We start from the raw sequence: 19,982 nt of genomic DNA, 5'->3' as shown, positions 1-19,982 counted from the left end.
GCTACCGGGAGTGGGCGGCCAACCACCGGCAGAGCGCCGCTTAGCACGCGCATATTGTCAGCATTTCAGATTTTGGGTGTCTTCCGACTGCACATTTCTTGACATTTCCATCGCGGAGGGGTCCAGGGGAACCCCATCGAAAGGGTTCCCCTGGCGCCTCTCTTCCACCGGGCGCGACGCATTCTCTCCCCGGGGGAGAGAATGGGGGGCGCATCCTGCCGGGAACCGGCAACCTCCGTGCCCACGGAAAAAGGAAAATCTCCCGCGAGGCACCCCGCAAAATCCCCGCACTCCCGGGGGGGGAGAGAAAAAATTCCCCGTTCTATTGACATTTTCCATCACCGTGCTATACTACGGGTTAGGTAATTCTAACCGTTTTTGCGGTGACATTTGAAAGGGAGGTTTTTCCAATGGATGCAAAGGTCCATGAACTGCTGAACGACCAGATCAACAAGGAGCTGTACTCCGCCTATCTGTACCTGGACATCGCCAACTACTACGCCGCCAAGGGCCTGGACGGCTTCTCCAACTGGTACGAGATCCAGGCGAGGGAGGAGCAGGACCACGCCATGCTGTTCTATCACTATCTCCAGAACAACAGTCAGGCCGTGACCCTGAAGGCCATCGACAAGCCTGACAAGACCTTCACCGGCCTGGTGGAGCCCCTCCGGGCGGCCCTGGCCCATGAGCAGTACGTCACGTCCCTCATCAACACCATCTACGCCGCCGCCCAGAGCGTCAACGACTTCCGCACCGTCCAGTTCCTGGACTGGTTCGTCAAGGAGCAGGGCGAGGAGGAGAAGAACTCCAGCGACCAGATCACCAAGATGGAGCTGTTCGGCAGCGACCCCAAGGGCCTGTACATGCTCAACAGCGAGCTCCAGAGCCGGGTGTACTCCGCCCCCTCCCTGGTCCTGTAAAAATTGCAGGACGGCGCGTCCCTCTGCGCATTTTTAATCAGGACCCAACCACCGGTCCCGGCCTCTCCGCCGGGGCCGGTTTTGTCATATCCGCCGGTCCCGGACAATATCCTCATGGTAAGTCCACGGCTGGCGGGACAAAATTCTGCAATTTTTCGTGCAAAAACAAGGGGGAAAACTGCGGAAATCCTGCGTTCATGAAACGTTATCGTGATGTCATACAACCAGAGATCTGTACAGACAATAAATTTTGGCGAATTGGATGGCATGTAAAAAAATTGTAAATTTTCGGTTGGAATTTCGTGGATATCCCAATTTGCAGATGAAAGTTTTTGCGCTACACTGTGAATCATATTTCCGACGGGCTGCAAAACAGGGCGTGGCCGGCCGAGGCGAACCGCCGGAGAGAGGTCAAACAAGCGGTAAAACAACGAAATAGGAGAGGATCATATGACATTCGCAGAATGGGTCGACAAGATCGACGGTATCGTCTGGGGCCCCGTAATGCTGGTCCTTCTGGTGGGCACCGGCGTATTCCTGACCATCCGCACCGGATTCCTTCCCTGGCGCAACCTGGGCTACGCACTGAAGAGCGTGGTCAGCAAAGAGGCACGGACCAAGTCCCGGGGCACCGGCGACGTTTCCCCCTTCTCCGCCCTGATGACGGCCCTGGCCGCCACCATCGGCACCGGCAACATCGTGGGCGTGGCCACGGCGCTGGCCTCCGGCGGCCCCGGCGCCCTGATCTGGATGGAGCTGTCCGCCGCCTTCGGCATCACCTCCAAGTTCTCCGAGTGCATGCTGGCCGTGAAGTACCGTGAGGTCAACGCCAAGGGCGAGATGTCCGGCGGCCCCATGTACGTCATGAAGAAGGCCATCTCCTGCAAATGGCTGGGCAGCCTGCTGGCCTTCCTGTTCGCCGTGTTCACCGTCATCGCCTCCTTCGGCATCGGCGACATGACCCAGTCCCACTCCATCGCCGAGTCCATCTTCGACACCTTCGGCGTGCCCACCTGGATCGTGGGCGCCGTCATCACGGGCCTGTCCCTGCTGATCGTCATCGGCGGCATCAAGAGCATCTCCAAGGTCTCCTCCGTGGTGGTGCCCGTCATGGCCGTGTTCTACTTCGCGGCCGGCCTCATCGTCATCCTGGGCAACATCACCGCCGTTCCCGAGGCCATCGTGGTCATGGTGAAGATGGCGTTCTCCCCCACGGCTGCCGCCGGCGGCTTCGCGGGCACCATCACCACCTCCGTCCTCAACGCCGCCCACTACGGCGTGGCCCGGGGCTGCTTCTCCAACGAGGCCGGCATGGGCTCCGCCGCCATCACCGCCGCCTCCGCCACCACGGACCATCCCGTCCGGCAGGGCTACATCAACATGACCGGCACCTTCTTCGACACCATCGTCATCTGCACCGTCACGGGTCTGGCCATCTGCTCCTCCGGCGTGCTGGGCACCGTGGGCGCCGACGGCAAGGTCATCAACGGCGCCGCGCTGACCATCCTGGCCTTTGAGACCGTGCTGGGCAAGGCCGGCGGCATCCTGGTGACCATCGGCATCGCGCTGTTCGCCTTCTCCACCATTCTGGGCTGGGAGTATCACGGCGAGAAGGCCGTGGAGTACCTGTGCGGCATGACGCCCGTCATGCTCTACCGCATCGTGTTCGCCCTCATCGCCTTCGTGGGCGCCACCCAGGACCTGCAGGTGGTGTGGAACATCTCCGACATCTTCAACGCCCTGATGGCCATTCCCAACCTGATCTGCCTGCTGATCCTGTCCGGCACCATCGCCAAGGACATGAAGGACTTCCAGCCGGAGGTGGAGCTGCAGAAGAAGGCCTGGAAGCAGGCGAAGCTGGCGAAGAAAGCCTGAGTTCCCCCCATTTCCCAAGCCGGAAAAGGTTCAGACGCCGCCGCAGGCGGGATTTCGGCCCCGCGGACAGAACCCCTCTTGTCCGCGGTTCCCGCCCCGGTCGCCGCTGTCTGCCTGTTTCCCCGGAGCGGCGCCCGGAAGCGCGGCGCCCTCCCGAACCGCCGCCGTCCCGTTTGCTCGCGGGATGGCGGCGGACTTTTTTTGCCCATTTCGCCATGGGCGGGGAGTGCGGGGTAATTCTTCCGTGAGCACGGGACCGGCGTTTTTCCTTTGCGGAGTGCGGCCGTCCCGTGGGACGGGGGTGCCGGGGAAGCCCGGCGGATTCAAAACCCCCATTCTCTTTTCGGTTGCGCCGAAAAGAGAATGCGCCTTTTGATGGTGTAAGAGAAAAGGCGCTGGCCGCACAACCGGCCCTGCGGGCCAGTTGGCGGAAATGCGGGGGTCTTCCGAATCAGTGCCGACTTTCAATAGAAGTCTCCTACCGAGTGCGGAGTACATTGGCTGTCGATGATACTGCTCCGCCGCAGCTCGCAGAACCCCGGCAGTCATCGTGGGGTGGAAGATCGCAAGGCCCGTCCTTCTACTCCCGCGCATTCCGCTTCGCTATGCGCTACCCGGCTGGGTATCGAAAGCAGGTTACCAAGCTATCCGCAACCGCCAGGGTGCGGCAGCAAAAAGAGGACGGCAAGGCATCCGGAACCGCCAACCGCCAAGCTATCCGCAACCGCCAGGGTGCGGCAGCAAAAAGAGGACGGCAAGGCATCCGGGACCGCCTACCGACAGTCTTCCGCAACTGCCAGGATGCGGCAGCAAAAAGAGGACGGCAGGGCATCCGGGACCGCCTGCCGCAAAGCTATCCGCAACTGCCAAGGTGCGGCAGCAAAAAGAGGACGGCAGGGCATCCGGGACCGCCTACCGACAGTCTTCCGCAACTGCCAGGATGCGGCAGCAAAAAGAGGACGGCAGGGCATCCGGGACCGCCAACCGCCAATCTCCCGCAACTGCCAGGGGGCGGCAGCAAAAGAGGAGGGCAGGGCATCCGGAACCACCCTTTCCGCCAATCTCCCGCAACCGCCAGGATGCGGCAGCAAAAGAGAAGCTGAGGGCATCCGGAAATACCCCCAGCTTTCGCAACTTCCATATGTGGTTGAATGGGCAAAGGCCTCGAGTCCCGCCAGGCCAAAACCCCCGTAAAAGGCGCCGCGAGCGTTCCGGGCGAAGCCCGGAATGCCGCCGCCAGCGTCTTTTCTTCTACACCATCAAAAGGCGCATCTTCTTTTCGGCAAGACGAAAGGGGCACCCCACAAAAGCCCAGCGAAGCGGGTTTTGTGGGGAAGAGGAGGGGCAACGGAGCGGCATGAGGGATGCCCTCCCCCGCAGGGCGTCCCGAATATAGCGCAGTTTGCCCCGACGACGAATGGGGGTTTTGAAGCTGCCGGGCTTCCCCGGCACTCCCGTCTACACGGAAAAAGGGTTTGCCCCGCGGCGGAGCCGCAAGCCATCGGCCTTCGCCGCACTTCCCCGCGCCCCGGGGCGGGGCGCATCTCCGCACCCCCGCGCGGGGGGAAAACTCATTTCAACATCAGCAGTTTCTGCAAAAACTCCACGCCCCGCGGCAGCACGGCCTCGTCATCAAAGGCGAAGTTGGGGGAGTGCAGCTCGGCGGTGTCGCCCACACCCAGGAAGAAGAACACGCCGGGCACGTTCTGCTGGTAGAAGGAGAAGTCCTCCGCCGCCAGCACCGGCTGGTCCAGGATGCCGGGGGCGCTGTCCCCCAGTCCGGCCCGGATCTTCTCAAACAGTTCCTCGTGGTTCCACACCGCCGGATACCCCTCGCTGAGGTGGACGGTGACGGCGCAGCCGCTCTCCTCCGCCACGGACCGGCCGATGTCCCGCAGCTGCTGGCGGCAGAACCGGAAGGTGTTCTCGGAGTATGTACGCAGGCTTCCCTCCAGACGGGTCTGGCCGCTGATGGCGTTCCGGACGGTGCCGGAGGTCATCTTGCCGAACCGCAGCAGGGACGGCTCCGCCGGAGGCAGCTGCTCCATCATGGCGTAGGCCCGGCGGAGATACTCCGCACCGGCCACCAGGGCGTCGATGCCCTGGTCATGCTTGGAGAGGTGGACGCTCTTGCCCGTCAGGGAGACGGTGACTTCGCTGGAGCGGGCCATCAGGGGACCGGGACGGGACCAGACGGTGCCCGCCGCCAGACCCGGCCACAGGTGCAGGCCGAACACCCGCCGCACCCGGTACTTCTCCAGCAGGCCCGTGTCGCACAGCAGCTTGGCCCCGCCGGTGGTCTCCTCCGACGGCTGGAACAAAAACAGCACGTTCCGGGGCAGCTCCGTCGGATGGGCCGCCACGTACTCCGCCAGGGCCAGGGCCATGGCGGTGTGGCCGTCGTGGCCGCAGGCGTGCATCCTCCCCGGATGCTCCGACGCGAAGGGCAGGCCCGTGGCCTCCTCCTCCGGCAGGGCGTCCATGTCCGCCCGGAAGGCCACGGTATCCCGCCGGCCGGCGTCAAAATAGGCGCAGACGCTCCCCCGGATGGGGTTCATGAGACGGCAGGGCAGGCCGGACAGCACCCGCGTCACGTAGGCCGTGGTCTCCGGCAGCTGATTGTCCAGCTCCGGGATGCGGTGCAGTGCGCGGCGGTATTCCACTACAGGGACAGACATGACAGGTTCTCCTTTCAGGCTGGGGGTTCATAAGTCTTTTCCAGTATAGCACAAACCAAACGGCCCGAACATTACAGATTGGTTAAATTTTCTCTCTTTCGCGGCTCCGCCGCCGCGCCGCCCAACGCGGCGCGCCATAACAGAACCTTTACATTAACATTGACCTTAACCTTAACCTTTACCTTTACCTTTACCTTAACCCCACGTCACCCCAGGTCACCTCAGGTCACCCCACGTCACCCCAGGTCACCTGGGGTCATTGCCCCCAAACGTGCAAATTTTCCGGTGCAGGGGCGCTGGGGCGGGAGGAGATGCAATATATGAGCATGGGACCAGCCGAGAAAAAGAGCTTTCTCGTCCATTTTGACGCATACGACTGTCTGGAAGGGCTGACCATGGAGCAGCGGGGAATTCTGTTCACTGCCTTGTTCCGGTACGCCATGGAGGAGGCAAAGACGGATCAGCCGCCGTCCGATATTCTGTCCGCCTTTCCGGGCATGGATAACGGCACGAAAATCGTCTTTCGCTTTCTGGCGGCCAATATCCGCCGGGAGACGGATTCCTGGAAGAAAAAACGGGACAGCTGCACCCAGGCCGCACAACGGCGAAACAGCCGTTCCCAAGCCGCCCAACGGCGGAACAGCCGTTCCCAGTCCGCCCCGAAGCCCGCCGGGTGCGAACCGGAGCAGGACATCTGCTGGATGGGTAAGTACATCCGCCAGCGGGACGCCGCCCATCCGCCCAAGGACGGCAGCGGCCCGCCCCGTCCCTGCCCGCCGCCGGAGGAGCCCGCCGGAGACGAAGAACGGCCGGACCGCTGACGCGGCCCGGCCGGCTTGTATCCTTATTCCAGGGTCTTGATGAACTTCTCGATGCGGTCCAGGCCCTCCTTCAGGTCCGCGTCGGAGTAGCAGTAGCTCAGGCGCATGAAGCCCTCGGTGCCGAAGTAGATGCCGGGGATGACGCCCACCAGGCCCTCCTTCAGCATCTTCTCGCAGAAGGTCAGGGAGTCCATGCCGTACTTCCGGATGTCCACGAACACGTAGAAGGCGCCCTCGGGCTTCTCCACGGTGAAGCCCATGTCCGTCAGGCGCTGGTAGACGTAGTCCCGGCGGCGGCGGAACAGTTCCACCACGTCGTCGATGGGGGTCTTCAGGGCGGTGACGCAGGCGGGCTGCACGAAGGACGGCACGGAGGTGACGGCGTACTGGTGGAACACCTGCATCCGGTCCATGACGGGGGCGTCGGCCATGCACCAGCCCAGACGCCAGCCGGTCATGGCGTAGGGCTTGGAGAAGCTGTTGACCACGATGATCCGGTCCCGCATGTCCTGATACTCGGCGAAGCTGTGGTAGCCGTCGGTGTAGACCAGGGAGCGGTACACGTCGTCGCAGATGACGAAGATGGGCTTGTCCTTCAGCACCTCATGGATGGCGTCCAGGTTCTCCCTGGAGTACATGCAGCCGGTGGGGTTATTGGGGGAGGTGAGGATGATGGCCTTGGTCTTCTCCGTGATGGCGGCCCGGAGGGCGGCGGGGTCGATCTGGAAGTGGTTGTCTTCGGTGGGCAGGGCCACGGGGACGCCCTGGCGCAGCTGCACCAGGGATTCATACAGGCCGAAGGCGGGGGTGGGGATGATGACCTCGTCGCCGGGGTTCAGCACGGTGGACAGGCTGACGGACAGCGCCTCAGTGGCGCCCACAGTGACGATGATCTCGTTGGCGGCGGCGTAGTGAAGGCCGTGGGCCTCCGCCTCGTACTCGGAGATGGCCTTCAGCAGGTAGGGCATGCCGTTGCCGGGGGGGTAGTGGGTGTCGTTGGCGTCCAGGGCGGCCTTGGCGGCGTTCTTGATGACGTCGGGGGTGTTGAGATCCGGCTCGCCGATGGTCAGTGCGCAGGCGCCGGGGGTATCCCGCACCAGGAAGGTGAACCGGCGGATGCCGGACAGCTGCACGTTCATAACGGCCTCGTTCAATTTCAGTTCCATGGGATGCACGCTCCTCTTTCTATGCGCTCCGGAGATCACCGCCCCCGCAGCTTTTTCCTATCCAAGTATAGCGCAGGGAATATGGGAATTGCAAGTGTTTTGTGACTTGGCGGCACATGGGGGAGGGGAGTTCCCCGCGGGGTGCGGGGGTGCGCCCCGTACCGGGGCGCGGGGGTGGTGCGGCGAAGGCCGCGGGCTTGCGGCTCCGCCGCGGGGGAACTCTTTCTTCCCGTGAAGACGGGAGTGCCGGCGAAGGCCGCGGCTTCAAAACCCCCTTTCTCTTTTTCCGAGGAAAAAGAGAAAGCGCCTTTTGATGGTGTCAAGAGAAAAAGGCTTGGCGGCGGCATTCCGGACTTCGTCCAGAACGCTCGCAGCGCCTGTTACGGGGGCTTGGCCCGGTGGGGACTTGCGGGCTTTTGCCCACTCAACCACATATGGAAGTTGCGAAAGCTGGGGGTATTTCCGGATGCACCCTGCTTCTCTTTTTGCTGCCGCACCCTGGCGGTTGCGGAGGGCCTGGCAACCTGCTTTCGATACCCAGCCGGGTAGCGCATAGCGAAGCGGAATGCGCGGGAGTAGAAGGACAGGCCTTGCGATCTTCCACCCCACGATGACTGCCGGGGTTCTGCGAGCTGCGGCGGAGCAGTATCGTCGACAGCCAATGTACTCCGCACTCGGTAGAAGGCTGGCAAGTCTGGTCGGAACTGATTCGGAAGACCCCCGCATTTCCGCCAACTGGCCCTGCGGGCCGGTTGTGCGGAAAAAAGCGATTTTCTCTTCCACCGGGCGCGACGCATTCTCTTTTTCAAGAAAAAAGAGAATGGGGGGCGCATCCCCGCGGCGGGACCGCCGCAAAGCCGCCGGGCTTCCCCGGCACCCCCGTCCCACGGAAAAAATTCCCGCCTCCCGCGCAGGGCGCAAAAACAGAAGCACCCCCGGTCAATACCGGAGGCGCTTCCGTAAAAGAGGGTAAAAGGGGGAACAAATTCAATTCACTGGGCGGAGTACCGGGACAAAAACTGCTTCGTCCGCTCCTCCCGGGGGTGGTCGATGACCTGATGGGGGTCGCCCTGTTCCACGATGACGCCGCCGTCCATGAAGATCAGCTGGTCCGCCACGTCCCGGGCGAAGGCCATCTCGTGGGTGACGATGATCATGGTGGTCCGCTGCTCCGCCAGCTCCCGGATGACCCGCAGCACCTCGCCGGTGAGCTCCGGGTCCAGGGCGGAGGTGGGCTCGTCGAAGCAGAGGATGTCCGGGTGCATGGCCAGGGCCCGGGCGATGGCCACCCGCTGCTGCTGTCCGCCGGACAGCTGGTGGGGATAGTGGCCCGCCCGGTCGGCCAGGCCCATCTGGGCCAGCAGCTCCCGGCCCGCCTCCTCGATCTCCGCCTTGCTCTCGCCGCCCCGTTCCTTCGCCAGCAGCTCCCGGGCCAGGGTCACGTTCTGCAATGCCGTGTACTGGGGGAACAGGTTGAAGTTCTGGAACACCAGACCGAAGTGCAGCCGCTTTTTCCGGATGTCCTTCTCGTTCTGAGTGGCGGGGTCCGCCGCGTCGAACAGCTTCTCCCCACGGACGGAGATGGTGCCGCCGTCCGGCGTCTCCAGGAAGTTCAGGCACCGCAGAAGGGTGGTCTTGCCGGAGCCGGAGGAGCCGATGATGGACAGTGCCTGGCCCTCCTCCAGGGAGAAGGAGATGTCGCTGAGCACGGGCGTGGCGCCGAAGTGCTTCTCAATATGCTGTGCTTCCAAAATCGCCATTTCCGCGCCTCCTTATCGGAAGTAGTCCAGCTTCCGCTCCACCCAGCTGAACACGATGGTCAGAACGCCAACGAACAGCAGGTAGAACACGCCGGTGTAGAAGAAGGGCCATACCAGGCCGCTGCTCTTCATGTAGGAATAGCCGGTGAAGGTCAGCTCGTAGACCGCGATCATCCGGGCCAGGGACGTGTCCTTCACCAGGGTGATGATCTCGTTGGACATGGGGGGGACGATGCGCTTGACCATCTGCAAAAGGGTGATCTTGAAGAAGATCTGGCTCTTGGTCATGCCCAGCACCTCGCCGGCCTCCCGCTGGCCCACGGGCACGCCCTGGATGCCGCCCCGGTAGATGACGGAGAAGTAGCAGGCGTAGTTCAGGGAGAAGGCCACCACCGTGGCCATCATCCGCCCGGTGTCACCGGCGGGCCAGAAGTTGTGGCCCGCGATGCCGGGGATGTACATGAAGCCGATGAGCTGGAGCATCAGGGGCGTGCCCCGCACCACCCACACCAGCACGTTGCACAGGGCGCTGATGGGCCGGAACCCGGCCAGCCGCCGTCCGAAGGCGCCGGGAGGCGTCTGGCCGAACAGCAGGAACCGGAAGGGCTGCCAGCGGTTCATGGAGCCGAAGGCGATGACCAGACCCAGGGGCAGGGCGAACAGCAGGGTCAGGAAGAAGATCTCTGCCGTGGTCCCCAGACCTTTCAGCAGCGTCAGTGTCACATTCCAAAGCATGGCGAAACCTCGTTCTGTCTGTAATCGTAAGCCGCTCAAAGGCAGAGGGCCGGAAGCTCTCTGCCTTTGAAGGATGCATTCAGGGGGAAATTACTTTGCGGCGGTGACTACCACCTGCGCGTTGTTGAAGTAGGGGTTGGTGCAGTCCATGGCGCCCATGACCTCGTTGGTGAGGGTCATGCCGTTCCAGACCACATCGATGTTCTTGGAATCCAGCTCCATGATCTTGTTGTCCCAGTCGATCTCGATGAACTGGCACTCCACGCCCAGCTTCTCGGCTACGATCTTGGCCATGTCGGCGTCGAAACCGATCCATTCGCCGTTGGCGTCCTTGTAATCCATGGGCTCGAAGTCGGTGATGCCGACCACCAGGGTGCCCTTGTCCTGGATATAGGCCACGTCGCCGTCCTCAGTAGGGGTGAAGCCGGCGGCGTCAGGCTGCTCCACCATGGCGTCCTGGAGCTTATAGGTCTCGGCCACGGCCTGCATACTGCCGTCGGCGTAGGCCTCGGAGAAGACGTCGTTGATGTAATAGGCCAGGTCGGAGCCCTTGCGGCAGCCAACGCCGTATTCCTCGGTGGTGAGACCGTCACCATAGGTCAGATTGGGATAGCTGGTGTCCTCGCCGGTCATGGCCACGGCCATCAGCAGGTCGATGATGGCGGCGTCGGAGGTACCGGCGGCCACTTCCATCAGAGCGTCGGCCTGGGAGGCCACGGAGTTGTACTCGAAGCCGTTCTCCTGGGCGGCGGCCTCACCGGCGGAGCCGGCCTCCACGGCGTAGATCATGGTCTCCGCGGGCTCGGAAGCGGCGGCGGAAGAACCGGCGGCGGAGCCGGAAGCGGAAGCGGCAGGGGCGGAAGAACCGCTGGAGCTGCTGGAACCGCAGGCGGCCAGGGAAAGGGTCATGGCCGCTGCCAGCAGCAGGGCCCCGAATTTCTTCATGTTCATCATCAAATCCTCCATTTGGGACCGCGTCCCGAATTTGGTATGTTAGCAGTTTACCACACTAAATCGCTCTCGTAAAGACGGAAAGCGGACAAAGAACATAGAATTAAACGGGGGGAATTTGTTTGTTTCGACGAAAATGTGGGAGTTTGCAGGGTCCCCTTCGCAGGGGACTGGTGGTGCGTCCCGGACGGGGCGCAAAAAACGGACCCCCGGTCTTCCAGAGGCCCGTTTCCCGCAGGGAAAAAGATTACAGCTTTCGCAGCGCGTCCACCAGGGCGGTCTTGCCCTCGGTCTTCTCGTCCTTCATCTTGATAACCCGGGCGGGGCAGCCGGCCACAACGGCGTTGTCCGGCACATCCTCCACCACGACGGCTCCGGCGGCCACAACGGCCCCCTTGCCCACGTGGATGCCCTCGATGACCACGGCGTTGGCGCCCACCAGCACGCCGTCCTCCACGATGACGGGAGTGGCGGAGGCGGGCTCCACCACGCCGGCCAGCACCGCGCCGGCGCCGATGTGGCAGTTCCTGCCCACGGTGGCCCGGCCGCCCAGCACGGCGCCCATGTCGATCATGGTGCCCTCGCCCACGACGGCGCCGATGTTGATGACCGCGCCCATCATGATGACCGCGCCCTTGCCGATCTCCACCTTCTCCCGGATGATGGCGCCGGGCTCAATGCGGGCCGGGACGGCCTTCATGTCCAGCAGGGGCACGCCGGAGTTCCGGCGGTCGTTCTCCACCACGCAGTCGGCGATGGCGGCGGCGTTCCGCTCCAGAATGGGGGCAAGCTCGCTCCAGTCGCCGAAGACGACCTTGCTGTTCCCGTCCCCGAAGACCTTGGCGGAGCCGAAGTCCACCGGGGCGGTCAGGTTCACGTACACCTTCACCGGGGTCTTTTTCTCGGAATTTGCGATATAGTCGATGATCTCCTGTGCGTTCATTGCTGTTCTCCTGACGAATTATTCTCCAAACAGGAGCGTCTCCAGATCGTAGCTCCCGTTGGGCTTTCCGGCCATGCGCCGGGCCATGTTCAGCGCGCCGTTGACGAAGATCTGACGGCTGGCCGCCCGGTGGGTAAACTCCAGCTCCTCGTCGGGGCCGAAGAAGTGGACGGTGTGGGTGCCCGCCACGGTGCCGCCCCGGAGGGCGAAGACGCCGATCTCCTTCTTGCCCCGCTTGCCGCAGGCCCCCTCCCGGCCGTAGACGGGGGTGTACTCCCCATCCGGGTCCATGGCGCTGAGCAGCAGCTTGGCGGTGCCGCTGGGGGCGTCGGCCTTCTGGTTGTGGTGGGTCTCCGTCATCTCGATGTCAAAGTCCGGCTTCAGCACCGCGGCCACCTCCGCCAGGGCACGGCGGAACACCGCCACGCCGATGGAGTAGTTGGCGGCCCACAGCACCGGGGCGCAGTCCCCCAGGGCACGGACCCGGGCCAGCTCCTCAGCGGAGTAGCCGGTGGTGCCGGACACCAGGGCGGTGCCGGTGCGGCGGATGTATTCCTCCACGGCGGGCAGGGTGGACGGCTGGGAGAAGTCGATGACCACGTCGGCGATCTTCCCGGTGTTTTCCAGCGCCCCCAGGTTCTCCCGGTGGAACACGCCCACGATCTCGTCCCCGGCGGCCTCGGCGGTGGACGCGATCAGCCTGCCCATTTTTCCGTATCCGATCAGCAGGATCTTCACAGCAGACCGGCCTCCTCCAGAGTGGCCCGCAGGACGGCCGCGTTCTTCTCGCTCATGTCATACAGGGGCAGGCGCATGGGACCCACGTTCAGGCCCATCATGTTCATGGCGGTCTTCACGGGGATGGGGTTCACCTCAATGAACAGGTCGTTCATCAGCTTCAGGTAGCGGTTGGTGTTCTCCATGGCCTTGGCCTGATTGCCGTTCAGGTAATCCATGACGATGTCGTGGCACATACGGGGCATGACGTTGGCGTAGACGGAGATGACGCCGCTGCCGCCGATGCTCATCAGGGGGACGGTGATGTCGTCATTGCCGGAGTACAGGGCGAAGTCCGGCCCGATGCAGTGGGCGATCTTCATGGCGTAGGACATGTTGCCGCTGGCCTCCTTGATGCCGGCCACGTTGGGATGCTTGGCCAGGCGCTCCACCACCTCCACGGGGATGGAGCAGCCGGTGCGGCCGGGGACGTTGTACAGGATGCAGGGCACGTGGACGGCGTCGGCGGTCTCGGCGAAGTGGCGGTACATGCCCTCGGTGTTGGCCTTGTTGTAGTAGGGGGAGATGATCAGCAGGGCGTCGGCGCCCATGTTCTGATACTGGATGCCCTTCTCCTTCTGGGTGGCGGTGCAGTTGGAGCCGCAGCCCACGATGACGGGCACCCGGCCGTTGACCACCTTGATGGTGTGCTCCACGATGGAGGCGTCCTCCTCGTGGGTCATGGTGGCGGACTCGCCGGTGGTGCCCAGGGTGAGGATGGCGTCGGTGCCCTCCCGGATCTGGCGCTCCAGCAGCTCGGTCAGCACCTCGAAGTTGATGCTGCCGTCCTCATGGTAGGGGGTGACCATGGCGACGATGGAACCCTTGATGTTTTCGAACTTCATAATGTTTCTCCTCCAGATACAGAATGTTGTTGAGATCCTCTTGTACGGCCGGTCCGGAGCGGCTCCGCGGAAGCCGGTCCGGGGCGGTTGTCTCCCGGCGGGGCCGCCGGGGCACAAAAAAACGACAGAGGACGCGCCTCTGCCGGTTCTCTCACCACGTTCCGTCGCGGAAGATCACAAAGCGGTCGATAGCGCAACCGCGGCAATGCCGCGGACAGTCCCGCAGGTATCACCCACGGTCCCACCCCCCGATCCCGCCGGAACGGAGAATTCGGCGGATTTGCCCTCTCTCCGTTCTCAGCCCGCCGGCTCCCGGAGATGCGTCGCGTCCGCGCCTCTATCTCGTTTTTGACATCATAGCACCACTCTATGCGGATTGCAAGGGGAAAATGAAAAATTTGCATTTCCATCCCAATGGGATTTTGGCAGTTTTGCGGGGGTCCCTCGCAGGGGTGCGGGGGTGCGCCCCGTCCCGGGGCGCGGGGGAGTGCGGCGAAGGCCGCAGGCTTCAAAACCTTTTCCCGTGAGGACGGGGGTGCCGGGGAAGCCCGGCGGCTTTGCGCCCCCCATTCTCTTTTTTCTTGAAAAAGAGAATGCGTCGCGCCCGGTGGAAGAGAAAATCGCTTTTTGCCGCGCAACCGGCCCTGCGGGCCAGTTGGCGGAAGTGCGGGGGTCTTCCGAATCGGTGCCGACCAGACTTGCCAGCCTTCTGCCGGGTGCGGAGCACATTGGCTGTTGTCGAGACTGCTCCGCCGCAGCTCGCAGGACCCCGGCAGTCATCGTGGGGTGGAAGATCGCAAGGTCTGTCCTTCTCCTCCCGCGCATTCCGCTTCGCTATGCGCTGCCCGGCCGGGTATCGAAAGCAGGTTGCCAGGCCCTCCGCAACCGCCAGGGTGCGGCAGTAAAAAGAGAAGCAGGGTGCATCCGGAAATACCCCCAACTTTCACAACTGCCATATGCGGTTGAGTGGTCCGAGCCATCAGCCACTACCGGGCCAAAACCCCCGTAACAGGCGCTGCGAGCGTTCCGGACGAAGTCCGGAATGCCGCCGCCCAGCCTTTTTCTCTTGACACCATCAAAAGGCGCTTTCTCTTTTTCCTCGGAAAAAGAGAAAGGGGGTTTTGAAGCCGCCGGGCTTCCCCGACACCCCCGTCCTCACGGGGAGAACGTGTTCCCCCACGGCGGAGCCGCAAGCCCCCGGCCTTCGCCGGAACTTCCCGCGCCCCGAAGGGGCGCACCTCCGCACCCCCGCAAAGGGGGGAAACCTTCAGCTTTCCTTTTGGAACAGCTCCGCCAAAATCTCCACGCAGGTCTCCAGCCCCAGCGCGCTGGTAGAAAGAGAGATGTGGTAGTTCTGGGACATGCCCCAGTCCCCGCCGGTGAAGTGCTTGTAGCTGACCCGGCGGCGGCTGTCCTTCTCATCCAGACGCTTCTCCGGCGCCTTCTCCGACTCGCCGTACAGCCGCACGATCCGCTCCGCCCGGAAGGCCTTGTCCGCGTGGAGGAAGGCGTGGAGGCAGTCCTGCCGCTCCCGGAGGATGTAGTCCGCGCAGCGTCCCACAATGACGCAGGGCGCCTTTTCCGCCAGATCCAGGATCACGCCCCGCTGGACGCACCACAGATAGTCCTCCGCGGACAGCAGGCCGCTGCCGCCGGACTGGAACAGGCCGTAGGAGAAGGCGCTCCTGCCCTGGGCGTAGTCGCTGTGCTCCTCCACGTAGGCGGGGGCGAAGCCGCTGGCGGAGGCGATCTGCTTCACCAGCTCCTTGTCATAGTAGTCCACGCCCAGCTTTTCCGCCAGCTGCTTGCCCACGGTCCGTCCGCCGCTGCCGAATTCCCGGCTGATGGTGATGATGCGCTTTTTCATGGATGATGCCTCCTTTTCATACTAGAATCCATTAAAAATAAGACATTTGTCTTATTTTTATAGTGCCAACGGCGCGTTGGATTCTTATGAGACGCGCCGACGCGCGAAGCGCGGCAGCTCCCATTAAAATATCCTATTTTAATGGGAGAATAGGATCAAATTACGCCTGGCTTTTGGCCCGGGCGGATTCCTCCTCCGCGGCGTTCCGGTTCAGCTCCCGGTACGTCAGGACGATGACCACCGCCGAGGCGATGAAGGTCAGGATATCCGACACGGGCATGGAGTACAGCACGCCGTCCAGACCGAAGAACCGGGGCAGCAGCAGCGCGAAGCCCACGCCGAACACCACTTCACGGACCATGGACAGAATGGTGGAGCTCCAGGGCTTGCCCAGGGATTGCAGGAAGATGAAGGCCGCCTTGTTGACGCAGGCGAAGATCATCATGCACAGGTACACCCGGAAGGACTTCACGGCGAAGTCCGTGTAGTAGACACTCTCGTTGGCGGCGCCGAAGATGGCGATGAGCTGCCGGGGGAAGATCTCCACGATGAGCAGGGACACGGCGCCCACGATGGCCTCCGCCGTCAGCAGCAGGGTGAACAGGCTCTTGGCCCGGTCAGAGCGTCCGGCGCCGATGTTGTAGCCCACGATGGGGATGCAGCCGGCGGCCATGCCCACCACGATGGAGATGACGATCTGGAAGAACTTCATGACGATGCCCAGCACCGCCATGGGGATCTGGGCGTACTGGGCCTGGCCGAAGATCTCATCCAGGCCGCCGTAGTACAGCACCATGTTCTGTATGGCGGCCATGGCGGCCACCAGGGAGATCTGGGACAGGAAGCTGCAAATGCCCAGGGGCAGGAACCGCCGCATGAGACTGCCGCTGAGCCGGAAACTCTTCTTCTCCAGAGCCACGGACTTCATGTGGCACAGATACCAGACGGACAGGGCGGCGGTGACGATCTGGCCCAGCACCGTGGCCACGGCGGCGCCCATCATGCCCCAGCGGAAGATGAAGATCATCACCGGGTCCAGCACGATGTTGACGGCCGCGCCCGCCAGGGTGGAGGCCATGGCGAATTTTGGACTGCCGTCGGACCGGATGATGGGGTTCATGGCCTGGCCGAACATGTAGAAGGGGATGCCGGCGGTGATCCAGGTGAAGTACTCCTTGGCAAGGGTGAAGGTCTCGTCGTTGACCCGACCGCCGAACCAGGTGAGGATCTGCTCCTGGAGCAGGAAGTAGACGGCCAGGATGATGACGCCGCAGAGGATGGACAGCACCACGGCGCTGCCGATGCTGCGGTGGGCCCGCTCCTTCTGACCGGCGCCCAGGCTGAGGCTGACGTAGGCGCAGCAGCCGTCGCCGATCATGACGGCCACGGCCAGGGCCACCACCGTCAGGGGGAACACCACCGTGTTGGCGGCGTTGCCGTAGGAGCCCAGATAGCTGGCGTTGGCGATGAAGATCTGGTCCACGATGTTGTACAGGGCGGCCACCAGCAGGGAGATGATGCACGGGACGCTGTAGCCCCGCATCAGCCTGCCCATGGGCTGCTGTACCAGAAATGCGTTTGCTTGAGAACGGTCTTCCATAATTTCCTCCTTGAATCAGGCGTCCGGAGCCGGAAAGAGGCGGCGGGACGCAAAAATTGAACAGAGATGCAGGCCGGGGATGGGACGGCGGGCGAAAAAAAGCGCGTGACGCCCAAGCCGCTGGATTTACGCCGCTTGAGGCCACACGCTGATCTGCCGGATGCAGTTGTATCGCAGGGGAGACGCCGGGCGTCTCCGCACAGAAAAAAAGACGGGCCGTCAGGGGGACCGGAATTACGCCGCCCTGGCAACACGTCTGGTGGGTATTATAATGGATGGGAAAGGGAAATGCAAAGGTGAATTTCCACAAATTTTGAGACGGGAGAAGGACGAAAAAAATTCCGGAAGGATTTTGCGGAAATGGATTGACAAGCAGGGGGGAAGTGTGCTAATATACTGCAAGTGTTCTGAAGTGCGGACGGAAGCCCCGAGATGGAGAGATGTCCGAGTGGTTGAAGGAACCGGTCTTGAAAACCGGCGACGCGCAAGTGTCCGTGGGTTCGAATCCCACTCTCTCCGCCAACCGAAAGACACGAGAAACTTGACAGATGCGGAAGTACCCAAGAGGCCGAAGGGGCTCCCCTGCTAAGGGAGTAGTGTGTCTAAAAAACGCAGCGAGGGTTCAAATCCCTCCTTCCGCGCCATGAAAAACCCTGGAATCGCAATGGTTCCAGGGTTTTTTGTGACTTTTGCGGAAAGTTTTCCCTTTGGTTTTCCCTTATAATTTCGATATGCCTTTGATGAACTCCTCCATGCGTTCCACGCTGGTCTGTTTCACCCAGCCTGTCGCATGACCGTATACTTCCAGAATAATAGGCGGCGTATTCCAGATTGCCTGCCGCCTGATCGGATGATTGTACAAATTCCATTCCTTATTTCGGCCGTTTTGCTTTGCAGTGATTGGGATCTCCGGATCGATCCACGGATCGTTCCGGAGATCCTTACTGCAAAATCCAGCTTCAAATGGTGTCGCATTGCGTCATTCAATGCCAAACAGATTGTACATATAATTGCTGCGGGCATCGGCCAGATGGAAGATGCGGACAGCATCTTCATCCACGCGGTAGATACAGACATATTTGCCGATAAACAGGGCGCGAAAACCGTACCGTCCCAGGAGCATTCTTTCCTTCAATACGCCCATCTCCGGAAAATCCGCCAGTTGTCTTACGGCGTCAAAAATGCTGTCCGCAAATTTCCTGGCTGCGGGGGGCCCCACAGTATTGCGGTAGTAAACCAGCAGTTCCCGGTACTCTGCCTGTGCTTCATAAAGCCATTCAATCTTCACGAAGTACGTCCTCCGTGATGGCTTTCATTTCCTCCATGGAAAAGGTTTTCGCTCCAGCCTGTCTGCTCTGTTCCCGCTTCAGGAGCATGGACAGCATATCCAACTCCGCCTCACGCTTCTCCCACAGTTCGATGGGCAGAAAAACCATTTCGCCGTCGCCATTACGGGTCAGGAAGATGGGCTCCTGATTCTCCTTGGACAGCCTGACCATGCCGTCATAGTCGTTTCTTAATGCGGTTGCTGAACGGATAAACATTTCAAAGCCACCTCCGGTAATTATTCTGATATAATTATAGACGAATTATTTCCTTAGGTCAAGACGCAGCATATATCGCTTGCCTCGACACTGCAAATAAGCTTGTTTTCAATATCTCTCACGCCAGAGCAGGCACAGCCTGCCGGGGAACCAGGCTGCGCATCAAGAGGCAGCGGGCCTTCTCGACAGGCTGAACCCTGTAATCGCAATGATTTCAGGGTCTTGTGGCTTTCACGGAGAGTTTCCCCTATAATTTCAATATGTCTTTGATGAACTCCTCCATACGTTCCGCACTGGCCTGTTTCATCCGGTCTGTCACATGGCCGTATACGTCCAGGGTAAAGGCAGCAGTGGCATGTCCCAGATTGCTCTGTACCGTCTTGATGTCATCGCCTGCGCTGATTGCCGCCACGGCATAACTGTGGCGAAGGTCATGAAAACGGACGTCCGGACAGCCAATGGACGCCACGATCCTCTTGAAGTCATTGTAGACTGTGCTGGACTTCAGATGGCATCCACAGTCGTCTGTAAACACCAGGTCATGCTCCTCCCAGAGCGGACCTGCTCTCAGTTTTGCCTCCGCCTGCCGGGCTTTATGTTCCTTCAGGTACTCCATGACCCAGGGAGCCGGAGAGATCGTCCGGCTTTTCCCGTTTTTCAGAGAGGCAAACACGTACTGGCTGTTCTTTTTCTTCTCCTGCTGGAGCTGTTTATTGATCGTAATCGTGCCTTGCTGGAAATTGATACAGGACCACTGCAGACCCATCGCTTCTCCTTTCCGCATTCCGGTAAAGAGCGTCACGGTATACAGCGCCTCAAACCTGTGGCCTTTGACAGCCTCCAGAAGCAGGGGAATCTGCTGTTCATCCAGAGGGTGGAATTCCACCTTTTCACGTCTGGGCAGCTTGCATACATCCGCCGGGTTGATGCGGATATACTGATTCTCCACCGCCTGCTGCAGCGCCTTATGGAGGACGCCATGTATGTTTTTAATGGTCTTCGCTGAAAGCCCCTGTTTGCCTTTTTCAGACTTTCCAAGGTCATTGTAGAACTTTTGAATGTCATGCGGGGCCAGTGCTTCCAGCCTTACAGCACCAAGGGCGGGCTTGATATGGTTTCTGATCTGCCCTCTATAGGATGCCACAGTGAATGGTTTCACATCTCCCAAATATTCTGCTTCCCATATGTCCAGCCACTCTCCGAGAGTCATTTTGGACGGTGCCGAGTAGGTGCCTTCATTCACGGCTACCGCAGCGGCCTGCATTTTTTCCAGAACTTCTTTCTGCGTTTTGCCGGAGAAAGAACGCTGGATCTGTTTACCTGTGCCAGGATCGTACCCTGTGGTGATACGGGCTTCCCAGTATGTGTATTTCTGCCCATTGCGGATCACATTTTTCTTGCGGATCGTCCCGGACCCATGTGCTCCGCGGGTCCCATTCCTCCGAGCCATTTGTAATTCCTCCTATGATGTTTATCACATTGATGAAGAGGGTGGAGACA

16 protein-coding genes, 2 tRNA genes and 1 riboswitch are annotated in these 19,982 nt (G+C 61.5%); of the genes, 5 read left to right on the top strand and 13 right to left on the bottom strand.

What is annotated here, in order from left to right:
- The first annotated feature begins 410 nt into the window (after nt 1-410).
- Both ACTNBU_RS07650 and ACTNBU_RS07645 read left to right on the top strand, forming a co-directional pair.
- Nucleotides 411-920 (top strand): ferritin, encoded by a 510-nt coding sequence (locus ACTNBU_RS07650; protein ID WP_441032357.1) that lies wholly within the window; start codon nt 411-413, stop codon nt 918-920.
- A gap of 450 nt (nt 921-1,370) precedes the next feature.
- Nucleotides 1,371-2,795, top strand: a complete 1,425-nt coding sequence (locus ACTNBU_RS07645; RefSeq protein ID WP_441032354.1) for an alanine/glycine:cation symporter family protein — start codon at nt 1,371-1,373, stop codon at nt 2,793-2,795.
- Nucleotides 2,796-4,366: 1,571 nt separating this feature from the next.
- Here the strand turns inward: ACTNBU_RS07645 and ACTNBU_RS07640 are convergent.
- Nucleotides 4,367-5,473: a M20 metallopeptidase family protein gene (locus ACTNBU_RS07640; RefSeq protein WP_441032351.1), complete on the bottom strand. Its 1,107-nt coding sequence runs from the start codon at nt 5,471-5,473 to the stop codon at nt 4,367-4,369.
- Between the two features lie 320 nt (nt 5,474-5,793).
- Between ACTNBU_RS07640 and ACTNBU_RS07635 the strand changes: the two genes are divergently transcribed.
- Nucleotides 5,794-6,294 (top strand): DUF6291 domain-containing protein, encoded by a 501-nt coding sequence (locus tag ACTNBU_RS07635; RefSeq protein ID WP_441032348.1) that lies wholly within the window; start codon nt 5,794-5,796, stop codon nt 6,292-6,294.
- 23 nt (nt 6,295-6,317) lie between these two features.
- On the opposite strand, the gene ACTNBU_RS07630 is transcribed toward ACTNBU_RS07635, so the two are convergent.
- From ACTNBU_RS07630 to ACTNBU_RS07590, 9 genes are all read right to left on the bottom strand, one after another.
- The gene (locus ACTNBU_RS07630; RefSeq protein WP_441032346.1) at nt 6,318-7,460 is read right to left on the bottom strand and encodes a pyridoxal phosphate-dependent aminotransferase; all 1,143 of its coding nucleotides are present in this window, start codon (nt 7,458-7,460) and stop codon (nt 6,318-6,320) included.
- A 992-nt stretch (nt 7,461-8,452) separates the two neighbouring features.
- Nucleotides 8,453-9,220 carry an amino acid ABC transporter ATP-binding protein gene (locus ACTNBU_RS07625; RefSeq protein WP_441032343.1) on the bottom strand — a complete coding sequence of 256 codons (768 nt, stop codon included), beginning with the start codon at nt 9,218-9,220 and terminating at the stop codon, nt 8,453-8,455.
- Between the two features lie 12 nt (nt 9,221-9,232).
- Nucleotides 9,233-9,955, bottom strand: coding sequence for an amino acid ABC transporter permease (locus ACTNBU_RS07620; protein ID WP_441032340.1), 723 nt, complete (start codon nt 9,953-9,955; stop codon nt 9,233-9,235).
- Nucleotides 9,956-10,045: 90 nt separating this feature from the next.
- Nucleotides 10,046-10,906, bottom strand: coding sequence for a transporter substrate-binding domain-containing protein (locus ACTNBU_RS07615; RefSeq protein ID WP_441032337.1), 861 nt, complete (start codon nt 10,904-10,906; stop codon nt 10,046-10,048).
- 247 nt (nt 10,907-11,153) lie between these two features.
- Nucleotides 11,154-11,849 (bottom strand): 2,3,4,5-tetrahydropyridine-2,6-dicarboxylate N-acetyltransferase, encoded by a 696-nt coding sequence (gene dapD, locus ACTNBU_RS07610; protein ID WP_441032334.1) that lies wholly within the window; start codon nt 11,847-11,849, stop codon nt 11,154-11,156.
- 18 nt (nt 11,850-11,867) lie between these two features.
- Nucleotides 11,868-12,587, bottom strand: a complete 720-nt coding sequence (dapB, locus tag ACTNBU_RS07605; protein WP_441032332.1) for a 4-hydroxy-tetrahydrodipicolinate reductase — start codon at nt 12,585-12,587, stop codon at nt 11,868-11,870.
- Complete coding sequence (gene dapA, locus ACTNBU_RS07600; protein WP_441032330.1) at nt 12,584-13,471, bottom strand: 4-hydroxy-tetrahydrodipicolinate synthase; 888 nt, start codon at nt 13,469-13,471, stop codon at nt 12,584-12,586. Before dapA ends, dapB begins: the two co-directional genes overlap by 4 nt.
- A 181-nt stretch (nt 13,472-13,652) precedes the next feature.
- A riboswitch (Lysine riboswitch) is annotated at nt 13,653-13,819 on the bottom strand.
- Nucleotides 13,820-14,738: 919 nt separating this feature from the next.
- Nucleotides 14,739-15,338, bottom strand: a complete 600-nt coding sequence (locus ACTNBU_RS07595; RefSeq protein WP_441032328.1) for an AAA family ATPase — start codon at nt 15,336-15,338, stop codon at nt 14,739-14,741.
- Between the two features lie 160 nt (nt 15,339-15,498).
- On the bottom strand, nt 15,499-16,938 hold the full coding sequence (locus ACTNBU_RS07590; RefSeq protein WP_441032327.1) for an MATE family efflux transporter: 1,440 nt from the start codon (nt 16,936-16,938) through the stop codon (nt 15,499-15,501).
- Between the two features lie 434 nt (nt 16,939-17,372).
- On the opposite strand from ACTNBU_RS07590, the gene ACTNBU_RS07585 reads away from it, so the two are divergent.
- Together ACTNBU_RS07585 and ACTNBU_RS07580 are read left to right on the top strand one after the other, a co-directional pair.
- A tRNA-Ser gene (locus ACTNBU_RS07585) sits at nt 17,373-17,460 on the top strand.
- A gap of 28 nt (nt 17,461-17,488) precedes the next feature.
- Nucleotides 17,489-17,582: transfer RNA gene (locus tag ACTNBU_RS07580), tRNA-Ser, on the top strand.
- Between the two features lie 335 nt (nt 17,583-17,917).
- Here ACTNBU_RS07580 and ACTNBU_RS07575 read toward each other — a convergent pair.
- From ACTNBU_RS07575 to ACTNBU_RS07565, 3 genes are all read right to left on the bottom strand, one after another.
- Nucleotides 17,918-18,226 (bottom strand): type II toxin-antitoxin system RelE/ParE family toxin, encoded by a 309-nt coding sequence (locus tag ACTNBU_RS07575; RefSeq protein ID WP_441032325.1) that lies wholly within the window; start codon nt 18,224-18,226, stop codon nt 17,918-17,920.
- Complete coding sequence (locus ACTNBU_RS07570) at nt 18,216-18,482, bottom strand: type II toxin-antitoxin system Phd/YefM family antitoxin (RefSeq protein ID WP_441032323.1); 267 nt, start codon at nt 18,480-18,482, stop codon at nt 18,216-18,218. Before ACTNBU_RS07570 ends, ACTNBU_RS07575 begins: the two co-directional genes overlap by 11 nt.
- Nucleotides 18,483-18,729: 247 nt before the next feature.
- Nucleotides 18,730-19,932, bottom strand: coding sequence for a tyrosine-type recombinase/integrase (locus ACTNBU_RS07565; RefSeq protein WP_441032321.1), 1,203 nt, complete (start codon nt 19,930-19,932; stop codon nt 18,730-18,732).
- Nucleotides 19,933-19,982 lie beyond the last annotated feature (50 nt).

Source organism: Dysosmobacter sp. HCP28S3_G4, assembly GCF_052065175.1.
Lineage (GTDB): Bacteria > Bacillota > Clostridia > Oscillospirales > Oscillospiraceae > Oscillibacter.
This window is presented reverse-complemented; position numbering and strand designations above follow the sequence as displayed.